18 protein-coding genes and 1 pseudogene are annotated in these 19909 nt (G+C 35.0%); 8 read left to right on the top strand and 11 right to left on the bottom strand.

The window, feature by feature from the left end:
- Positions 1-323 precede the first annotated feature (323 nt).
- The 3 genes and pseudogenes from CEQ21_RS27440 to CEQ21_RS01880 form a co-directional block, all read right to left on the bottom strand.
- Positions 324-548, bottom strand: a pseudogene (locus CEQ21_RS27440) (group II intron reverse transcriptase/maturase); the annotation flags it as partial.
- Between the two features lie 116 nt (positions 549-664).
- The gene (locus tag CEQ21_RS01885; RefSeq protein ID WP_185763000.1) at positions 665-1942 is read right to left on the bottom strand and encodes an aminopeptidase; all 1278 of its coding nucleotides are present in this window, start codon (positions 1940-1942) and stop codon (positions 665-667) included.
- A gap of 147 nt (positions 1943-2089) precedes the next feature.
- Entirely contained in the window at positions 2090-2500 is a 411-nt protein-coding gene (locus CEQ21_RS01880; RefSeq protein ID WP_185762999.1) for a hypothetical protein, read from the bottom strand.
- Positions 2501-3105: 605 nt separating this feature from the next.
- Between CEQ21_RS01880 and CEQ21_RS01875 the strand changes: the two genes are divergently transcribed.
- Both CEQ21_RS01875 and CEQ21_RS01870 read left to right on the top strand, forming a co-directional pair.
- Positions 3106-3546 carry a LytTR family DNA-binding domain-containing protein gene (locus CEQ21_RS01875; protein WP_185762998.1) on the top strand — a complete coding sequence of 147 codons (441 nt, stop codon included), beginning with the start codon at positions 3106-3108 and terminating at the stop codon, positions 3544-3546.
- Positions 3543-3956 (top strand): hypothetical protein, encoded by a 414-nt coding sequence (locus CEQ21_RS01870; RefSeq protein WP_185762997.1) that lies wholly within the window; start codon positions 3543-3545, stop codon positions 3954-3956. The genes CEQ21_RS01875 and CEQ21_RS01870 overlap by 4 nt, the downstream gene beginning before the upstream one ends.
- A gap of 251 nt (positions 3957-4207) precedes the next feature.
- On the opposite strand, the gene CEQ21_RS01865 is transcribed toward CEQ21_RS01870, so the two are convergent.
- Positions 4208-4612, bottom strand: coding sequence for a DUF4279 domain-containing protein (locus tag CEQ21_RS01865; protein ID WP_235907141.1), 405 nt, complete (start codon positions 4610-4612; stop codon positions 4208-4210).
- Between the two features lie 324 nt (positions 4613-4936).
- Positions 4937-5413 (bottom strand): hypothetical protein, encoded by a 477-nt coding sequence (locus CEQ21_RS01860; RefSeq protein WP_185762996.1) that lies wholly within the window; start codon positions 5411-5413, stop codon positions 4937-4939.
- A gap of 610 nt (positions 5414-6023) precedes the next feature.
- Here CEQ21_RS01860 and CEQ21_RS01855 point away from each other — a divergent pair.
- Positions 6024-8741: a beta-glucosidase gene (locus CEQ21_RS01855; RefSeq protein WP_185762995.1), complete on the top strand. Its 2718-nt coding sequence runs from the start codon at positions 6024-6026 to the stop codon at positions 8739-8741.
- Positions 8742-8806: 65 nt separating this feature from the next.
- Complete coding sequence (locus CEQ21_RS01850) at positions 8807-10294, top strand: glycoside hydrolase family 30 protein (protein WP_185762994.1); 1488 nt, start codon at positions 8807-8809, stop codon at positions 10292-10294.
- A gap of 175 nt (positions 10295-10469) precedes the next feature.
- Here CEQ21_RS01850 and CEQ21_RS01845 read toward each other — a convergent pair whose 3' ends face one another.
- Both CEQ21_RS01845 and CEQ21_RS01840 read right to left on the bottom strand, forming a co-directional pair.
- Positions 10470-10775, bottom strand: coding sequence for a hypothetical protein (locus CEQ21_RS01845; RefSeq protein WP_185762993.1), 306 nt, complete (start codon positions 10773-10775; stop codon positions 10470-10472).
- A 302-nt stretch (positions 10776-11077) separates the two neighbouring features.
- Positions 11078-11239 carry a hypothetical protein gene (locus CEQ21_RS01840; RefSeq protein ID WP_185762992.1) on the bottom strand — a complete coding sequence of 54 codons (162 nt, stop codon included), beginning with the start codon at positions 11237-11239 and terminating at the stop codon, positions 11078-11080.
- 492 nt (positions 11240-11731) lie between these two features.
- Between CEQ21_RS01840 and CEQ21_RS01835 the strand changes: the two genes are divergently transcribed.
- A complete protein-coding gene (locus tag CEQ21_RS01835; RefSeq protein ID WP_185762991.1) occupies positions 11732-12841 on the top strand; it encodes a GGDEF domain-containing protein in 1110 nt (369 codons plus the stop codon).
- A gap of 42 nt (positions 12842-12883) precedes the next feature.
- Here the strand turns inward: CEQ21_RS01835 and CEQ21_RS01830 are convergent, their stop codons facing one another.
- The gene (locus CEQ21_RS01830) at positions 12884-14293 is read right to left on the bottom strand and encodes a glycoside hydrolase family 1 protein (protein WP_235907140.1); all 1410 of its coding nucleotides are present in this window, start codon (positions 14291-14293) and stop codon (positions 12884-12886) included.
- 21 nt (positions 14294-14314) lie between these two features.
- Positions 14315-16240 carry a beta-glucoside-specific PTS transporter subunit IIABC gene (locus CEQ21_RS01825; protein WP_185764050.1) on the bottom strand — a complete coding sequence of 642 codons (1926 nt, stop codon included), beginning with the start codon at positions 16238-16240 and terminating at the stop codon, positions 14315-14317.
- Between the two features lie 192 nt (positions 16241-16432).
- Between CEQ21_RS01825 and CEQ21_RS01820 the strand changes: the two genes are divergently transcribed.
- Positions 16433-17254, top strand: coding sequence for an STAS domain-containing protein (locus CEQ21_RS01820; protein WP_185762989.1), 822 nt, complete (start codon positions 16433-16435; stop codon positions 17252-17254).
- A gap of 181 nt (positions 17255-17435) precedes the next feature.
- Complete coding sequence (locus CEQ21_RS01815) at positions 17436-18272, top strand: STAS domain-containing protein (protein ID WP_185762988.1); 837 nt, start codon at positions 17436-17438, stop codon at positions 18270-18272.
- 51 nt (positions 18273-18323) lie between these two features.
- Here the strand turns inward: CEQ21_RS01815 and CEQ21_RS01810 are convergent, their stop codons facing one another.
- Both CEQ21_RS01810 and CEQ21_RS01805 read right to left on the bottom strand, forming a co-directional pair.
- A complete protein-coding gene (locus tag CEQ21_RS01810) occupies positions 18324-18470 on the bottom strand; it encodes a YuzL family protein (protein ID WP_419181564.1) in 147 nt (48 codons plus the stop codon).
- A 64-nt stretch (positions 18471-18534) separates the two neighbouring features.
- Positions 18535-18990, bottom strand: a complete 456-nt coding sequence (locus CEQ21_RS01805; protein WP_185762986.1) for a DUF2691 family protein — start codon at positions 18988-18990, stop codon at positions 18535-18537.
- 335 nt (positions 18991-19325) lie between these two features.
- On the opposite strand from CEQ21_RS01805, the gene CEQ21_RS01800 reads away from it, so the two are divergent.
- Positions 19326-19694: an MmcQ/YjbR family DNA-binding protein gene (locus tag CEQ21_RS01800; RefSeq protein ID WP_185762985.1), complete on the top strand. Its 369-nt coding sequence runs from the start codon at positions 19326-19328 to the stop codon at positions 19692-19694.
- The last annotated feature ends 215 nt before the right edge of the window (positions 19695-19909 follow it).

The raw sequence follows: 19909 nt of genomic DNA, 5'->3' as shown, positions 1-19909 counted from the left end.
AACAAATAAAGAATAGCCATTATCAATACAAAAATACATAAAGGTGCTATTGCTAACTTTGAGTATAGATCTGGTAACATCATTTGTCTTTCACCTAACTATGTTGAGTATCTTCTCTTTGCTTGGTATTATAGCTCTAATCTTCTTCTTTGAATACATAATTTCATTGAATTTCTTATTCATACAGATAGGTAAGAGTTTGAAGTTATCGCTCCCTTTTCCCCCTGTTCACACCGTACGTGAAACTTTCGAATCATACGGCGTTCCAACTAATCCAATCTATTCTTTCTATGTATTAAGCAATCGAGTGCTGTTTTCCAAAGTTAGATTATTTCATTTTGACATCTTAATCGTAGTTTATTTACTTTTTCTTTTTGCCTACTTGTAAGCTTTAGAGATTGTAAAAGAGCTTCTATTTTCACTTTATCTTTTAGGTGTACCAATTGATGAATTGTTTTATGAATAACAACTAAGTTTGAATAACTATCATCTTTTGAAAGATGATAAGGGTTTATGTGATGACAATGCCATTCATGAATCCCTAACCCTTTACCGGAGTAATGTAACCATCCTCCATTTAACTAGGAACATTTCGCACCGCTATCCTGCCACGTTTGTTACATAATCAATATTTGGATATAATCCGAAAATGGAGAGCACTTACCTAGATACTCCATTCACCATTTTCCATGATTAAAATTTCATCCTTTTCTAATATTCCATAAACACTCATAGAGCTATCACCAATCATAATATCTTCGTGAACAGCTGATTTATTCATACCTAACTCTGTTAGTTCTTCTTCGTTTTTTAAATACCCATCCAATAGGTTATCAATGTATGCTTGTCCAAGTGCAATATGGCAAGCAGCATTTTCATCTAATAGAGTACTTTGAAATGTTATCCCCATTTTAGCAATACTTGAATTTGCTGAAACAAGAGCAACTTCCCCTACCATACTAGCCCCTTCATCCGTTTGAAGAAAATCAAGGAGGACTTGTTGTTTAGGTTCCATTCTAATAACTTTTCCATTTTTGAAAAACAGCTTTAGGTTCCGAATGATCTTCCCAGCTAAAATAAAAGGTTTTGTGGTTGTAACATAGCCATTCACATGATATTTGTTTGGCATTGTCCAAACCTCTTCCACAGGAATATTAGACATAAATACTTTACCGTCTTTAGTTGTTTCTGATCCACCTAACCAAACATGATTTTTTACTAAAGCAACTGTTAAATCTGTTTTTTCGCTAACAAAACGTAGTGCAGAAAATCGATAATCATTTAATCTTTTAGCTTTGTTCTTCAGCATACAATCTTGTTTTTCCCAGACTAAAATAGGGTTAGAATCATTTGATTTAGTTGCATCGAGTATATATTTCCATAAAAGTTCAATGGCTTTATCGTCCTGATGACTCGGAAAAACTTGCAGTGCCCATTCCTTTGTAGGTGCATTAACAACTACCCATTTATTATGATTTTCCATTCCAAAAGTACGGCAAGGTCTCATCGCAATTGATTTTGCTCTATTGATTTTAGAAACTCTTTCTACCCAATTAGAATCTTCCTCTGAAAATGATGGTGAAATTATGGTAATTGTTGAATAGCCTGACTTTGCATAAATTAATTCATTCTTAATTACGGATTCCGGGTATACCTCTAAAAATTCATCCTCTAGATAACGCACACGACTTTTTTCTACTTCTGAATCCCTAAGGCATAGCGAAACAAATTGCGCTCCGTTTTTGTAGGCTTCCTTTGAGATTTCACGGACTAAAGGTAAATGTTCGAAAGAAAAATTTATCTTAATTAAATCTCCCTTTTCAACTGTCACTCCAACACTTACAATCACTTTTGCATAGTTATTCAAATACATAAAGTTCACCACTCCTTTAGTTAAGAGTAAACCTCTTTGTAATAACTCCTTTCTAAACAATTCAACCATTTATGTACCAATACCTTCTTTCACTAAACTGTCTCGTTTCTTTCATAACCTAGATTTTATTTATTACAAGAATGCTGCCACGATGAAAACATAAAAAAGGACTTTCCTAGTTAACTAAGAAAACCCTGCTAATTCAACTAAAATTATTCACTTTACAAATCTAACTAGCGTTTGTTCGGGTATTTCAATTTGATTAATATCAAAATCATTGATCGTGAGGGTTATGTCACCCTCACGCTTTCTATATTCTTCTCCTACCCAACAGCTATAAAGTTCAAAAAAATCGTCCTTTTTTATATAATTATCCATAATTTCACATAATCTTATTAGCTTCTTTTTTGATTGTGCACACGTTTTCGGGTTCATATATTTACTAATTTCAATTCCCCAATGACTTGATACTTCATAGACATACGGAGTAGAAAACTGATGATTTTTAACATTTAAAAGATTCACCTCATCCGCAAAGCAGCTCCCAATATAAAAAAATTCATCTGAAGGTTCATCGTCATTAATTGGTATTTCTATATTACACCCTATATAAGTAGCCAAACTCATTACAATCCCCCTTATATACTTTTATGTATAAAACATTCTACTAATCTTTTAACAAACATCTAACGATACTGGTTTATTAATAAGTACACTTAAACAATACTGCCTTGTTTGCTCCATTGCAATAAAGCAGCATTAACCCCTAAAGACAAATCGACTGTCGCCAATTTTAGAGAGAATTTGAGAAACTTTTAAGTACTTGTTTAGCATTCTCCTAAGCTATAAAGGAGTATATTTTCAGCTTTTTCCCTTTCTGCTAAAGCAGTGCTTGCCCACTCAGATTCTTACTTTTTTACAATAAATGAGGACTGAATTTTATCTTGTAACCGCTGGAACTGTTTATTCTTAAGACTCACCACTTTTTATACAATTCTTTATTTTTCCTCTTTACTCCCATTAATAATCCGGAAAGATATTTACCTTTAATTGTTACAAAAGAACCGAGCGAAGTTTGATGTTCGTTTGTAAATTAATCGACTTATTGTATAACAAAATTTTTTGTTGTTAGATACCGAATGCAATAAAGGATACTTTTTTTGTAACAAAACAAGAAAATATATCCATTTATCGATTGGATTGATATTCTTGAGATAAGAAAGGAGGTTAATATGAAATTAAACTTTATTTGGGATAAAAAGCAGGAAATAGATAAAGTCGATATTAAGGCACATCCGGTTAATAAAGACAAATTAGAAACACTGAAGCAAGGTTTTTGTACTGATGTGACTTTAAATGTACAAAACCTAAAGAACAATAGAAAACTACGCATCGATATTCACCAAATTGAAGTTATAGTTTCATTAGGGCATTTATCTAAAATACTTTTAGCGAGCAAAGAAGAATATTTATTACAGAAGAGACTAAAAGAATTGCAAACACTGGAGGCAAATGGGTTCTTCAGAATAAATAATTCAACCATTTTAAATTTATCTCAAGTTGCTTCTTTTCGTTCAAGTGAGTATGCCAGATTAGAGGTATTCACCAAAAATGACAATAAATATTTAGTAAGTAGACATTATGCAAAATTGATAAAGGAGAAATTATCATGATTAACCATTTAAGACACAGTTTTACACAAGCTACCTTAGGGAGTATTATATGGATTTTTCTTTTAAGTACATTAGTTTATCGGGGCCTGAATATTCCGTTTAATTATGTTTGGAATTTAATAGGCATTGGCGTGATTTTCGGAGTGATTTTCGGAATAATCTACCCCTTTATCTGGAATTTCTCAACGTTTAAGGCATCCATTAATATTTTATTAAGCACAATAATAAACTCATTTGGGGGATTATTAGTCGTATATTTATTTTCAACAGATATGTTTAATCTAATAAAAGAATATACCGTATTCTTTGTACTTTTGACACTAGTAGGACACATTATCGCGTTTTACTTCTATTCCAAATACCAAAATAGAAAATTAGCAGATTCTCTAAATGATATAAATAAGGAATAAGCAAAGATCATATATTATTTTATAAAAAACCCCATTGATAACAAAAAGGACTCGATTATGAGTCCTTTAGCTTGCTGTATTTGTATATTAATTACTTGAACAGACAACCTGAATATTATTTACTTAAACTCCTGTTGTACTGTATCTGAGTACGAATACTCCTAAATTTATTCTAATTTAGCTCCAAATTAACTTAAATGCAAAGAAGCTTATACTCTATATGAATCTAAGCTTCTTTTGCATTTGTTTATTTAATAGTACAAATCTATATCAATTTCCGCTTCAATGCTTGAAGCAAATTTTATCATGCTTTTATCTAAATAAAGAGCAGGTGTATTTCCCTCTTCCATTTTAATGACAATAAAGAATTTACACTCCGCAGAGTAATCCTCTTTTATTTTGTTAATTATTAATACCTTATTACGTAACCTTTTAACAAGCTTTTGCAGTTGATTATTTACATCAAGTGAAGCTTCGTAACCCGTTCCTAAATCCCAGCTTGTCTCTTTTCTATAACGAGCACTTGAACGATTAGGAATTAAATCGCCTTTTTTATAGGTTTCAGTAGGTGTTATTTCTAATCTTTCTGTTATTTCATCTATCGGAAATTTGTCTCCAAATAAGCTGAAGTAAACCATTACTTGAGTTTTACTCACTTTCCGTTTTACCTCCGAATAATTTGTACACTCTGTATTAATTTTATTATATCACCAGTTTTGCATATGCCCTTCATTATAAAGACTTAAGAAACAATAGCTATTAGCAGCAACCTTTTGCTTTATGACCGCCTCATGATTATGTGGAATATTCATTTCGATAGTGCCTTAATTTGTAGTACTAAGAGAGGACGATGTTTTACTTTAAAGTGGGACCCGTAGATAGGTATTTATCTACAGGTATTTTATAAAAAAAATCTAAAATTTATATTCCGACTTAGATGGTATTTATGACCAGCTACAAAAACTAGTTTTTCCCCAACATTATTTCTCCATTTCCCCTTTCGCTTTCTCCAAGAAAAATTGAAACAAATACAATAACAGGGTATCAATCATAAATATACTTAATAGTTGGATTTTCTTGAATTTTGATAATGCAAATATATTTATTTTTTTAAAAAAGGATACAAATAGATAAGTAAATGCACTATCTACCAGTAAATTCAGCACTAAATAACTGAAAAACTTACCATAGGTATACTTTAGAATCCATAAAGATCCGACTAGGAATGGTCCCCATGTAAACGGAAATACCCAGGTTATCTGTTTAGATAGCACTTGATACCAGAACCACCATTTACGCTTTTTGGCGATTATATTAAACATATGGACAATAAAAGAGATAAATATTCCGGCAGGTAAAAAACGTTTTATAGAAGCTTTTCCTAACAAAGGAGCTGATAACCAAGGTGCAAGCAAAATTAATAATGCCATTGATTTTTTATACTTTTTTATTTTCATTAAGTAACCTCCAATGCAATAAATATCCGAGTTAATTTTCCCTATAATAAGGTGAATATACCTCTAAGAAAGGAGGAACTTCCTAACTTTGTTTTCCACATCAGCAATAGCATTGGTAATCATAAACTCAAATTTAATAAAAATATACTTACTCCCTTTCTGTTATAAGGTTATCTAGCTAGGAGTAGACTAACATTCTAAATCCTACTCTCATAAAGCGTAACAATATTACAAACTCCCCACTCTTTATTTCACTTCATTACGCTATATTCTTCCTATTACAATTCATTTTCTGTTGTATTACTTATATATCTGAATAGTTTGTGAAATTTTAACAAATAAATAATTACAATGGTTATTTGGTCATTTTCTATGTAAACGTAGGGCATTCCTTTATTTACAATTTTGTAATGAAGATTAGAGGATGTTCTTTCAATATATTTCCTTTTGGTAGCTAATTTCTCTCTTTTTTTGCTATTCAAAAATACAACAATCCATCTATGGTCTTTCCAACTCATTTCGCTATGATGTTAGGTGTTCAAGGGATAGGTCCTAAGAGTTAGAGACAAATATTACAGGACATATTCAATACTAAAAAGGAGTTGGAGAAATGGCTGTATTATCAGAGGGGAAACAAAAGCTTGCGATACTTGGCATCTTATTTATGTTGGTGCTTAGTTTGGCAGTTGCTCCATTGAGCACATCTGCGGAAGCTTTTCCGTGGATGGACAAGGATCTTTCTGCAGAGGAAAGAGCTCAATTATTAGTGGAAGCAATGACATTGGAGGATAAAATTGACTTTATCACCGGTAATGTCAACAACTATTATGGTTTTTATAATGAAGGATTAGACAAATATGGTATTCCTGCGTTGCAGATGGCGGATGGACCTGTTGGTGTTCGGATAGCTAATCCTGAAGTACAAAATAAACAATCTACCGCATTACCTTCCGCACTCGGACTTGCGGCGACTTGGAACACAGAAACAGCAGAGAAATATGGTGACTTAATCGGGAACGAAGCTCATAACACTACCCATAATGTTATGCTTGGTCCTGGATTAGATATTGCCAGAAACGCCTTTGGTGCTAGAAACTTTGAATCTTTAGGTGAGGATCCATATTTGCAAGGTCAGATGGCTACAAGCTATGTGAATGCCCTGCAAGGCAATAATGTTTTGGTGACAGCCAAGCATTATCTGTTAAATAACCAAGAGAAGGACCGCTTCACAAGCGACTCTCAAGCAAGTGAACGTGCAATTAATGAAATTTATGCTAGACCTTTTGCAAGTGTTATTGAAAATGCTGACCTTGGAAGTGTAATGTGCTCGTTTAATCAGGTTAACAGTACATATGCATGTGAAAATCCAGACCTTTTAACAGATTTGTTAAGAGATAGCCTTAACTTTGAAGGTTTTGTCATGAGTGATTATGGCGCTAATGTTAGTACTGCTGACTCAATTAATGCAGGCTTAGACCTAGAAACGCCTGGAGAGCCTTATGGATTATGGGGCGATGAATTACAACAGGCAGTAACTGATGGACAAGTTAAGGAAGAAACAATTAATCAAAGCGCCTATCGTATTCTTTTCCAAATGTTTGACAAAGGATTATTTGATAACCCTGCACAAAATAATCCGATTGATGTAGCAGCACATGGGGAAATCGCTCGTCAAATTGCTGCTGAAACAATGGTATTGCTGCAAAATGACAATAAGACTTTGCCATTAAATACAGACAAACTAGATTCAATTGCAGTTATTGGACCTGATGCAGATACTGCTTCAGCAGCTGGTGGCGGAAGCTCTCTAGTTAACCCAACTTATACTGTAAGTCCTCTTGAAGGCATTAAAAAACGTGCAGGAACAGATATTCAAGTAAACTATGCAGCTGGAACAGACTCAATCAGTGCTGGTGATATTCTTCCAGGACCAAATGCAGTCCCTTCTTCTTTCTTATTGCCTCAAGCTGGCTCTAATGAAAATGGACTACAGGCTTCATACTGGTCTAACAAAAATATGGAAGGTGATCCAGTATTTGAGCATACTGCGAAACAAGTTAACTTAAATCTTGGTTTTTATAACTATGAAGGCTTTAATGCTCAATCATCTAAATTGGACAGCCTGCCAACAAGCTTAAATGGCATGATGTCTGCAAAATATACTGGCGTAATAAATGTACCAAAATCTGGAGAGTATACACTTTCGACTACAAGCTATGGATCAAGCAAAGTGTATATAGATAGCAATCTAGTGATTGATAATGCTGGAGAGAAATTGGATACGGTTGAAAAAACAGTTTCTTTAGATGCAGGCAAAAACTATGATGTCAAAATTGAGTATAAAACAGACTATAAAGATGCAACTGGTAATGACAACGGCGGTCAATTGCGCTTCGGTTGGGAAGCCAGCGACAATGTTGTCGACAAAAACATTGCAGATGCAGTTGAATTGGCGAAAAAGTCAGATGCTGCCGTAATAGTTACAAGAACATATGATAGTGAAGGTTATGTGGACCGTTCTGATATGGAGCTTCCTAATAACCAGGAACAGCTAATAAAGGAAGTATCAAAAGTTAATAAAAATGTAGTAGTTATAAATGAAAGCGGCATTGCAGTTAAAATGGGAGACTGGAAGGATAAAGTAGATTCCATTGTACAGGCTTGGTACCCAGGACAGGAGCAAGGAAACGCGATAGCTGATGTATTGTTCGGTGATGTGAATCCATCAGGTAAACTGCCTGTTACTTTCCCTGTTGATGAGGATTCAACTCCAGTTAATTCTGAAGAACAATATCCTGGTGTTGACGAAGTGACAAAATACACAGAAGACATCTTTGTTGGATACCGTGGATTTGAACAAGATGGCATTAAACCAGCCTTCTCCTTTGGACATGGCTTATCTTACACTGAATTTGGTTATAAGAAACTAAAAACAAAAGTGACTCGTTCTAATAAAGGCAAAAAGCAAGCAGTTGAAGTTACATTAAACCTTAAAAACACTGGTGATGTTACTGGTTCTGAAGTCGTACAAGTATACACAGGTAAACTGCCGACAAATACAGAAACAGCTCCTAAGCAATTGGCAGGCTTTGAAAAAGTGGAATTAAAGCCTGGAAAAACAAAAAAAGTGACCATTAAGCTTGACCCTAAAGCATTTTCTTATTATGATGAAGCGAAAAACGAATGGGTAACACCTTCTGGTAATGTACCAATTTATGTTGGAAGCTCTTCATCTGATATCCGTTTAAAGGGAAAAATTCATATCTCAAAAAATACAAGCAACTATTTTAACAAGGAAAACAAAAAGGACAATCAATCAAGACAATAAATTTATTGCATCCTTTTCCCCACAAGCCTTTTTTGTGGGGATTTTTTTTAGGAGGATAAGTAACAATGAAAATTAAACTCAAAATGATAATCTTCCTTCTTTTATTATTGCTTCTCCTTGCACTTTATACGACAGTCCAATTAAAGAAGCAGGACGAAAACTATGCAGAACAAGACGTTGAGGTTTCCGTTTGGCAAACAACTGGAGATAAAAAGGATTTACTGGAGAAAAAAGAGTCCTTATACCTTTCAAACAGTGATTCCTCCCCTCCCTTATCTATAACGATTGACCCAAATACAGCTTATCAAGAAATGGATGGCTTTGGAGCAGCTGTAACAGGCTCTTCTGCGTATTTGTTTCAAAACATGGATACTGCAGATAGAACCTCTATGTATGAGGACTTATTTACAAGTAAAGGTATTAATCTTTCAGCTGTCAGACATAGCATTGGTGCATCTGATTTCTCTGTAGATGAAAATGGGTACCCAAGCAGCTATACGTACAATGATACAAAAGAAGAAACCGATTATAACCTGAAGGATTTTTCTATTGAGCAAGACAGGAATGTCATTAAAAGCCTGCAGGAAATACTTGCCGTCAAACAGGATATGATGATTATCGGTACACCTTGGACCGCGCCTGCTTGGATGAAATTTGGCGAAAAAACACTCAACGGCTGGTATTTAGATTATACAAATGACAAGGTGTATGAAGCATATGCAGACTACTTTGTCCGATATATTCAGGCATATCAAAGCAACGGTGTTAACATTTCAGCTATAACCATGCAAAATGAACCAGAATTCACTTCAGAGAGTTATCCATCTATGAGCATGGGTGCAGAGGAGCAGGCAGAATTTATTGGAAAGTATTTAGGACCTGCTTTTCAAGCGCATAATATTAAAACTAAAATCATTGGATATGATCATAACTGGCATGGCGCAGGAGACTATATTAACAAACTTTCTCAAACTGATCCTGCCAGCGAATATTTAGACGGTTTTGCCTTTCATTGCTATGAAGGCGAGCCCGCAGCTATGTCACAGGTACATGAGAACTTCCCAACAAAGCAAATCTATTTAACAGAATGCAGCTCAGGTAAATGGAGTGAAGATTTTGCGGATAATTTCAGCTGGCAAATGTCCAATCTTATTATTGGAGGTCCTCGCAACTGGGCAAAGTCAGTCCTGATGTGGAATATTGCTTTAGATGAAAATAATGGTCCAACAAACGGTGGGTGCAGCAACTGCACAGGCTTGTTGACGATTGATCAAGCAACTGGCAATATAGAAAAAAACGCCGAGTATTATGCATTAGGTCACGCTAGCAAATTTGTTCAATCAACCGCTGCACGCATTTATTCCACCAATTTCCCAGGAGCATTAGAAACTGTCGCCTACCAAAACCCTGACAAATCAATTGTTCTCATTGCACTGAATCAAAGCGACAAAAAGAAGAGCTTCCATGTTAATTTTGAAGGCAAATTCTTTACCTATTCCATTCCTGACAAGAGTGCCGTTACTTTTTCTTGGCATAATAAAGAGAAGGATTGATAGTATTTTTTATAGTATGACAGACAATAAAAAGGCGCGCTTCAAAATTGAAGCGCGCCTTTTCCATATATAGCATTTGGTAGACTTCTGAAGGTGTAAAAAGAAAACATTAGCGAGGAGAGTTTGTACTATCTTTGTTTAGCACATGAGGATAATCCTATTTTGTTAGCTGATATTAAATACCGATTGTTATAAATTTAGCTTCTTTCACTGGAATTCGGAACAGAACACCGTAAGATAGGATTAACGCAATCACTTCTTTTTCATCTTTAACTAACCCTTGGAATAAACCGTGGATACATGGGTGAAGCTTATTATCAGTGTACACACTTAATGTTGTTCCTACTGAAATACCAGCAAAGCGGCCAAGTTTACCAATTGGCAGGTACTCCGCATTTAGCAATACTTCTTCTTCCGGTGTTTCTGGCTCTTCCGGTACTTCAGGAAGTTCAGGAAATCCAGGTAATTTTCTTTTAACCATTATATCTTCTCCCTTTATATTAAATTATTTTGCTGCAGGCATTGACCATAAGTAGCTCGTTCGCTGGCTTGTCCAATTCTCGAATTAATATTCAAAAAGATAGAAAGTGCCTGCATGAAAGAAATACTTCCTTAAATCAAATAACGATGAATCTCTCTTTGTTCATGAATTCTTTTTACATTACAGTATATTAATGTTCTTCTCTTCAAGAAACCGCTTTACCCCATAGGTTCATCCATTTTTGAAAAAATAAGAAAAAGACATAAAAAAAACTGCCAAGCGGCAGCAACAGAGTTCTGATGTCATTTTTGTCTAGCTTTAATAAAGAAATGTGTGCTTAATCCCAGTAATAGCCCACCAGTAATTCCTAATATCGAACCGAAAACAGTCCAATCTGAGGAAATATAAATACCCACCAAAAACATTAAGCAACCAATGATCAATAAAATTCGCCCTTTATTCATTTCACCTCTCCTTTTCAACTAATACTTTTTACGAATAACTTCGTGAAAAGTTCCCTTTAGCAAAGAATATATTTTAAAATTACAAAATTAAACACGATGGAATGATTACATTTCAACACTTCTTTTGTCGAATCCCTTCCATCCAAAATACTGTTCATGCATAATAATAGCTAGCTACTACTTTGAAAGGAAAATTATATGATTCAAATTGAACTACTATGTCAAGAACTGAAGCGCTTGATGGATGATTACTATAAATGTGATGACGCAGTAATCAAGGAACAAATACATAATGATATTAAGCTTTTGAGTGAGGGGCTTTTCCTTAGTGATCAACCAGATGAGTATCTTTAATTAAATCGAGTACGTTATCCCAAGAGACCTAACTTATTCCGACTTTTTGACTATTGCCCTGCCTTGCTTTTAACTGGTGAAAAGTTCTAGTTACACGGTGATACTATTATGGTAAATTATCAATGGTGATATATATTTATGATATTAAAAGAATTGTTTGCAAATTTTGCGATATTAACATCATTAATCTTTTTATACACACAGTTAATTAAAGCACCATTAAACCGCAGCTCCAAATTAAAATACAAAATTCACGCTGGAATTGTTGCCGGTATCTCTTCTGATATATTAATGTTTTACAGCATCCATATAGGTGATACTATTTTTGATTTAAGGCATATTCCACTTATATTAGTTGCATTCTATGGTGGCATAACTCCCATTACTATTGCATTACTGTTTTTTATTGTCGGGCGTTTAATGATAGGGTTTAGTTTTGCTTCTTACATCGCAATATGCTATATCCTTACTGTTTCTATTATCACTCTTTTACTTTCTTCTAAAGTAAAGTTAAGCTTACAGATGAAGATAGCTATCATATTAACCGCAAACAATGTTTTGCTTTCTGTAATCGCTGTTTTGCTTGTTGATAATAAGCAGACACTGTATTTGCTGCTTCCGACTTATTGGGTAGCATCCTATTCTGCTGGTGTATTAGCCTTTTATATGCTCGTATATCTCAGAAAAACGAAGCTGCTTTTTGATAAGTACAAGCTGGAATCGACAATTGATAGTCTAACTGGATTAAATAATGTTAGGAAATTCGATGAGGTTTTTAATACGCTCGCTAATAATGTTGGACAGAAGGAAGAGAAGCTTTCCTTCCTTTATATTGACATTGATTTCTTCAAGCATATAAATGACACATATGGTCATGGCGATGGAGATATTGTTTTAAAAGATTTAGGTGCCCTGCTTTCCTCCTCGACCCGTTCATTTGATATTGTCAGCAGGAATGGCGGTGAGGAGTTTTCTGTCATTTTATTAGACTGTTCTCTTGATAGAGCAAATGAGATCAGTGAAAGAATCAGAAAAAATGTAGAACAATTTCCTTTTACCTTAAGCTCAGGAAAAGAAATAAATATTACCGTTTCCATAGGTGTTGCAAGTTATCCTGAAACAACTAATGACGTTAGTGTCCTTATCGAAGAGGCAGATAAAGCATTATATCATGCAAAAAGATCTGGACGAAACCGAGTGTGTAGGAATTATGAAGTCAACGAGCTGCCTATTCTTACTTCTGTTTAAAATGAAAAGCAGGACCTTAAATATAAGGTCCTGCTTTTCTAACTAAAGAACTTCACCATTAGTCTCAATTACTTGCTTGTACCAATAGAAGCTTTTCTTCCTTAACCGCTCATTTGACCCTTTTCCTTCACTGTCTCTGTCCACATATATAAATCCATATCGTTTCTTTAATTCAGCGGTTGAGGCACTAACCAAATCGATTGGTCCCCATGACGTATAGCCCATTATTTCTACACCATCGCCAATGGCGTTTTTCATCTCATTAATATGCTGCTGCAGATAATCTATTCGATAAGTATCCTGAATTGTGCCATCCTCCTCAAGCTTATCAACCGCACCAAGTCCATTTTCGACAATGAATAACGGCTTTTGATATCTGTCATACAGTTGATTACAGACCGTTCTCAATCCAACAGGATCTATTTGCCAGCCCCATTCTGATGACTTTAAGTAAGGATTCTTGACACCTTCAAATAGATTACCGGAAGCCTTGCCTGCTTGATGTTCTGGGTCAGTACTTGCGACAAATGACATATAGTAGCTGAAGCCTATATAGTCGACAGTATAATCCTGCAATAATTCCAAATCCCCTGTTTGCATTTCAATATTAATACCATTATCAGAAAAATAATTGGTCATATATGTTGGATAGTAGCCCCTTGATTGCACATCTGAGAAAAACAGTGTCTTCCTGTCCTGTGATAATGCTGTAAACATGTCTTCAGGTTTAGAGCTGAAGGGATAGGTTATCATCGAAGCAATCATACAGCCTATTTGTGATTCAGGTATCTCTTCATGCCCTGCTTTAACAGCGAGTGCACTTGCAACAAACTGATGATGTGCTGCTTGATAAATATCCTGTTCATTCTTAACGCCATCCTTAAAAAGAAGACCACCGCCAGTGAATGGTGCATGCAAAAGCACATTAATTTCATTAAAAGTCATCCAATACTTTACCTTGCTGCGGTATCGTTTAAAAATAGTCTTCGCAAAGGTTTCATAATAATGAACTACTTGCCTGTTTTTCCAGCCACCGTATGTTTCGACTAAATTTAACGGCATCTCATAGTGAGAAATAGTCACAACAGGTTCAATATTGTGTTTTCGCAATTCATCAATCATGTCATCATAAAATTGCAGACCTTTTTCGTTCGGCTGCTGGTCATCTCCATTCGGAAATATCCGTGTCCATGCGATGGAAAAACGAAAAGCTTTAAAGCCCATTTCCGCAAATAAGGCAATATCTTCTTTATACTTGTGATAAAAGTCGATGCCTTCATGATACAAATTAAAGTTCTTCATTGAAAAATCAGGAGGACTCATAATACCGTTTGGAGAAACATCTGCAGTTGATAAACCCTTACCATCGGCTTGATATGCTCCTTCTAACTGATTTGCTGCAACGGCACCTCCCCAGAGAAATCCATCTGGAAATTGCACTGACCTGCTCATTTTCTTCACCTCATTCATTTATTAAGCCTTTACTTTTGTTTCAATTAACTGCTCTCCAACCTTTGTTTGCTTTTGCTCAGTTGATGTTATGCTTATAAAATCCCCTTGATTTGTGACAATGACAGGTGTAGAAACAACATATCCTGCTGTTTTTATTTCATTTATGTCAAACTCAATCAGCAGTTGCCCCTTCTTAACTCTTGACCCGTGGCCAACATGTGCTTGAAAATGCTTGCCATTCAGTTCGACTGTATCCATACCAACGTGGATTAAAATTTCTGAGCCTTTATCAGATGTAATACCTATTGCATGATTTGTCGGAAAAAGGGCTGTTATTGTACCATCAACAGGAGAGAACACTTTTCCTTCGGCTGGTTCAATTGCTACACCTTGACCCAGTGCACCTGAAGCAAATGCCTCATCTTTCAGTTCTGATAAGGATAGTATTGCACCATTTATCGGGCTATAAATTGTCTCATCACCTAACTGAACAGGAACCTGTTCCTCTTTGGTTACCTGGTTGTTAACATTAGTGGCAGCTGTTGATTCTGTTTTACTGTTTCCAAATAAGTAAGTTAGAATGAATGCCAGAATAAAGCCGACAATAATGGCGATGATTGCTCCCCAGAACCCAAATGTAATTCCTGCCTTTGGATCAATATAAGTAGGAATTCCGAATATCCCAAGTCCACCTACCATAAAAATTTGTGAATTGGCAAACCCGAGGATTCCACCGCCGACAGCTGCGGCAATACAGCTGATAATAAATGGTTTTTTTAACGGGAGCGTAATTCCATAGATAGCCGGTTCTGTTACACCAAAGATACCTGAAATAAATGCCGGTATGCTTAATGTTTTGTATTTTTGCTGCTTTGTTCTAACCCAAACCCCAAGCACAGCACCGATTTGCGCAAAGGATGCAGCAAACATCGTACCAAGGATTGGATCTGATCCACTTACTGTCAGGTTATTGATCGCAATTGGTACAAGACCCCAATGAAGCCCGAATATGACAAATACCTGCCATAGACCCCCAACGAAAACACCTGCAATAATCGGGCTCAGATTATATAGCCACAGTGTTGCTTGTCCAATTAGCACACCTGCCCATGTTGCAATAGGTCCAATCACTAGAAACGTTATTGGCACTGCAATTAAAAGGGTGAAAAACGGGACTAAAAAGGCTTTTACCACATCTGGAATTACCTTGCGGAAAAACTTCTCAAGCTTCGCCCCAAAGTAAGCAGCCAATATAATGGGAATAACGGATGATGAATAGCTCATTAATATGACTGGGATGCCTAAGAAAGTAATATATACTGGCGATTGAAAAACGGTTCCTGAAAATAATGTGGTAATGGCTGTTCCTGCCGACAAGGTTGTTAATGTCGGATAGACAAGTGAAGCACCAATTACCATTCCAATAAAGGTAGTCCCGCCAAATTTTTTACTGGCTGTATATCCTAAAAATATCGGGAAGAAATAAAATAATGAATCACCAAGCGCATTTAATATTTGATACGTTCCAGACGTTGTTTCCAGCCAGCCTAATGCTAAAAATAACGCATTAAACCCTTTGATCATCCCAGTTGCTGCCAAAACCCCTAATACAGGTGTAAAGATGCTGGAAATAATATCAATGAATTGATTGAAAAGACCTTGAGACTTCTCATCTTGATTTTCTTCAGAGGTTTGGTTATTAAACCCGCCTACCTCCACGACCGCCTTGTACACGTCAGGGACATGATTTCCGATGACCACTTGATATTGGCCACCGCTTTTCATAACGGTAACTACACCTTCCATGTTCTTAATAACATCTGTATTTGCCTTACCTTCATCTTTTAACTTAAAACGCAACCGCGTGATGCAATGAACTACACTGTTGACATTTTCTTTACCTCCAACATTTGCAATAATATCCTTTGCCAACTGTTCATATTTCACCATACACACCTACTTTCCAATATTGTTGTATCTCCACACTATTGTGCTACAACAATAGTGAACTTATCCTCCAACCCTTTCCCTTAATACACATCAAATGATAAATTTTAAATTTCCCTTATATATTCATTACTTATATAATATAGGTTAAACACAGATACATATTTATTACTTGCCAAAGGGGTATATGACATGAATCCAATCGAGAGCATTAGGGAAGAAATTAAGCAGTTTATTAACGAAAATGAGCAGCAATTCGAAAATAAATTACTATCTGAAGCAGTAAACGTCTCAACAAAAATTTCTGATATTTTAAATAAGGGCAATATTGATTTATTAAAAAATGCAAAATTAATGGTTTTTTATATTATTGATAATAAAGAGGAAGAATTGGTTTCTTTCGCAAAAAAAGAAGGAATTGCATGGGCGAAGCATTCTTTGACACTTGAGCTAAAATTGGAATGGGTTCAGGCAATTCGGAGAACTATTTGGCATTTTATCCATATACTTGATGACCAAAAAGATATTATTAATGACCGAAAAAATTATTATATTTTAGAAAAAGCAATCAACGAAAAAATGGATCGGTTTTTAAACAGCTTTTTCCTTAACTATTCAAACTACAAGGACGAAATGATCTTTCAGCAAAGAGAAATGGTCGAGCATTTATCTGTTCCGATAATCCCTGTGAAGCAATCTGTTTCCGTTTTGCCATTAATTGGCGCAATCGACTCCTATCGGATTAGAGTCATTGAGGAAAAAGTATTAAATGATATTGCAGAATCAAGAATACAAACATTAATTATCGACCTTTCAGGCATTGCGGTAATGGAAATGGATGTTATTGATTATTTTGAGAAGATATTAGCTGGAATCTCCATGATGGGATGTAAAGCGATACTGACTGGTCTTAGACCTGAGCTTGTCAAAAAAATGGTTCATGCTGGAATTCGTTTTGAAAAAGATGCTGAAACTAGAGGCACACTTCAAGATACATTAAAGGCATTTTTATAAAATTTTTTCCTCCAAAGAGAGTAACGACATCTAATTTGTGGTAGTTACTTTATTTGGAGGTATTTTTACATTAAAAAAGAAGCTTATGCACTTAGAATGAATGAATCTTAGACGAATTACATTTTTTAGTGTAAAATTTGTATGGACAAATAATACTTATGCATCAACAGGAGGATTGAGAGTGTACTCGAATAAAGAACTTTATCATTTTTTTGTTGAACAGACATGGCAGCTAACAGAAAACTGGTATAAAAATTTAGATAAAACAACTACAAGCGGAGTGTATGCTTCAAATGACCCGGAAGTAATTCAAGCAGTGAAGCAACAGAACTATGAGTTTCATGAAAATTTCGCAGAGGTTTTTACGAAAGAAAAGGAAAGCTTTTTAGCCGATTTTGAACAATGGATTTTAAAGGTGGCCCAAGATCAGGAACATGCACAAACACCGATACACTTCATTATCCGGGAATTTCACAGAACTCAGCATCAGTACCTTCAATTAATGACTGCTTTTTTGGACCAAAATAAAGACAGCATCACTGTCGAAGAAGTACATACGATATATCAAACAATCACAGATACGATGGGTTATGTAATCGAATGGTTTACAAAGGAGTATAATAAAAGCTCCGAAAAAAGACTTCATGCCCAACAGGAATTAATACTTGAATTAAGCACACCTGTTATCGCTTTAAATAAAAAGACAGCTTTATTACCATTAGTCGGAGAAATAGACACAGCCCGCGCAAAAATCTTACTCGAAAAAACATTAGAACAATGCAATCGACTTGGTGTAAATAGACTTTTGCTTGACCTTTCTGGTGTAGTAATCATCGATACAATGGTTGCACACCAAATATTTCAGCTAATTGAAGCATTATCATTAATTGGTGTAAAAACAAATCTTTCTGGCATCCGCCCAGAGGTAGCTCAAACCGCGATTCAACTCGGTTTGAAGTTCGATAACATAGAAGTGAATTCCTCTCTTGCGAATTCAATCAAGCTAGCTAAAATCTAATAAAAACAGGCGGCATATTGATCCGCCTGTTTTTACCTTACTAACACTTTATCAGGATTTTTTTTGCTTTTTGTTTGAGGAATCAGACTTTCTGTTCCCCGTTTCTTTCATCGTCGTACCTTGTCCTTGCACCTCTGTTGCACCTAAACCAATTGTTGATGGATCAGCTTTTCTGTTTGACACTGTCTTCACCTCCATGGCTTAGTGTTCCTTAAAAAGAGGTTGTTATGAAATAATACTTAACAGAAAAATTTAGCACTTTTCAAAAAGACAAACTAGTTCTTTCATCCGTTTCATCGCTAACATAATCTAAACTAGTAAAGCCTTGCGTTTTCGCATGCTCATATAAACATTCAAGCTTATCAAGATCCTTGCAATAAATGGTAGCATAAGTGCAATCAACTACTAAAAGTACAAATAGACAATTACTTTCTATAAATTGTTCATATGTTTCAATGTCATGTACCACTTGGTCTTTCAAAAAAGCTTTTAAATCCGCACAAATACAATAATACACATTGTCTTGTATCCTTTTAGCAAGGGTAGAACCATTCATTACCTCTTCTGGAAAAAGTGTATCTGCCAGTTCTCCATTTTCAACTATATAAGATTCCCCTTCTATCTTCCAATTGAAGGAAGCAATATCTAAAGGCTTTAATATATCACCAAGAAATTTCCCATGTGCATTGGGAATTTCAAATATTATCCCTCGTTTCATCGTTCTCTCCTCTCATTTTGCATCACTTATTTATTCATTAAATTGTTAAAAAAGCATATTTAAAAAGCCTTATAGTAACTCTGTTTACAAGTACCTTCCAAGTTCACTTCTTCAATAATAAGTTTACTAAAATTCCTTTATTTGTACATTTAAAAAATTCTGCACGCACGAATATTAGGTTATCTCCACTAATCCTATAATAACTCTAATACCACAAATCCAAAATATTACTTGGCTAAAAGCAGCTGAAATCCTACCTATAGATGCATTTTCAGGTTAATTTGTTGTAATAAAGTTCCCTTTCTCGGATAATAAAATTGATGGGAAGGTTTAATATGGAAGACATCTTAAAGGAATATTGTAAAAGTTTATTGGGAGCAACATATGATTTTCAAGTAGACTGGAACGCAGACCGTTTTCACGTTGGCGGGAAAATTTTTGCGATGTTAAGCTCCAATCAAAACAGCCAAAAATACATCACATTAAAATGTGATCCAGTTGAATCTGAAGAATTACAAGAGGTATATAAAGGAAGTATTATTCCAGGTTACCACATGAATAAAACGCATTGGATTACTGTTTATTATGAATCGGATTTATCTGTGGAATTTATTCAAAAGCTTATTGGCTGTTCCTATGAATTGATATTTGGGAAGTTAACTAAGAGAATGCAGAATAATATTAGAAAAATGGGTGAATTGTAGAAGCTTTTTGTGTTTGCAAAATGGGTTGAGAATCATGTAAAACTATATTATGGTGTAACTTATTCGGTCTAAAAAACATGTTTAATATTATTTCGTACCCATTATTCCAATCCATTTTTTTTGCTCATTTCAAAAAAACTCAACAACTGTGAAACCAGCTTCTCTTAGCAGCTTATTCATTTGTTTTATAAGCAGTCATATGATAGTTCATTTTA

Source organism: Niallia circulans, from assembly GCF_007273535.1.
GTDB lineage: Bacteria > Bacillota > Bacilli > Bacillales > Cytobacillaceae > Niallia > Niallia circulans_B.
The sequence above is the reverse complement of the archived record's forward strand: the minus strand, read 5'-3'. Positions and strand labels throughout refer to the sequence as shown.

Coding starts and splice junctions, on each gene's coding strand:
- CEQ21_RS01885 (WP_185763000.1), bottom strand. CDS start 1,942: ATGGTTGAATTGTTTAGAAAGGAGTTATTACAAAGAGGTTTACTCTTA.
- CEQ21_RS01880 (WP_185762999.1), bottom strand. CDS start 2,500: ATGAGTTTGGCTACTTATATAGGGTGTAATATAGAAATACCAATTAAT.
- CEQ21_RS01875 (WP_185762998.1), top strand. CDS start 3,106: ATGAAATTAAACTTTATTTGGGATAAAAAGCAGGAAATAGATAAAGTC.
- CEQ21_RS01870 (WP_185762997.1), top strand. CDS start 3,543: ATGATTAACCATTTAAGACACAGTTTTACACAAGCTACCTTAGGGAGT.
- CEQ21_RS01860 (WP_185762996.1), bottom strand. CDS start 5,413: ATGAAAATAAAAAAGTATAAAAAATCAATGGCATTATTAATTTTGCTT.
- CEQ21_RS01855 (WP_185762995.1), top strand. CDS start 6,024: ATGGCTGTATTATCAGAGGGGAAACAAAAGCTTGCGATACTTGGCATC.
- CEQ21_RS01850 (WP_185762994.1), top strand. CDS start 8,807: ATGAAAATTAAACTCAAAATGATAATCTTCCTTCTTTTATTATTGCTT.
- CEQ21_RS01845 (WP_185762993.1), bottom strand. CDS start 10,775: ATGGTTAAAAGAAAATTACCTGGATTTCCTGAACTTCCTGAAGTACCG.
- CEQ21_RS01840 (WP_185762992.1), bottom strand. CDS start 11,239: ATGAATAAAGGGCGAATTTTATTGATCATTGGTTGCTTAATGTTTTTG.
- CEQ21_RS01835 (WP_185762991.1), top strand. CDS start 11,732: ATGATATTAAAAGAATTGTTTGCAAATTTTGCGATATTAACATCATTA.
- CEQ21_RS01830 (WP_235907140.1), bottom strand. CDS start 14,293: ATGAGCAGGTCAGTGCAATTTCCAGATGGATTTCTCTGGGGAGGTGCC.
- CEQ21_RS01820 (WP_185762989.1), top strand. CDS start 16,433: ATGAATCCAATCGAGAGCATTAGGGAAGAAATTAAGCAGTTTATTAAC.
- CEQ21_RS01810 (WP_419181564.1), bottom strand. CDS start 18,470: ATGGAGGTGAAGACAGTGTCAAACAGAAAAGCTGATCCATCAACAATT.
- CEQ21_RS01805 (WP_185762986.1), bottom strand. CDS start 18,990: ATGAAACGAGGGATAATATTTGAAATTCCCAATGCACATGGGAAATTT.
- CEQ21_RS01800 (WP_185762985.1), top strand. CDS start 19,326: ATGGAAGACATCTTAAAGGAATATTGTAAAAGTTTATTGGGAGCAACA.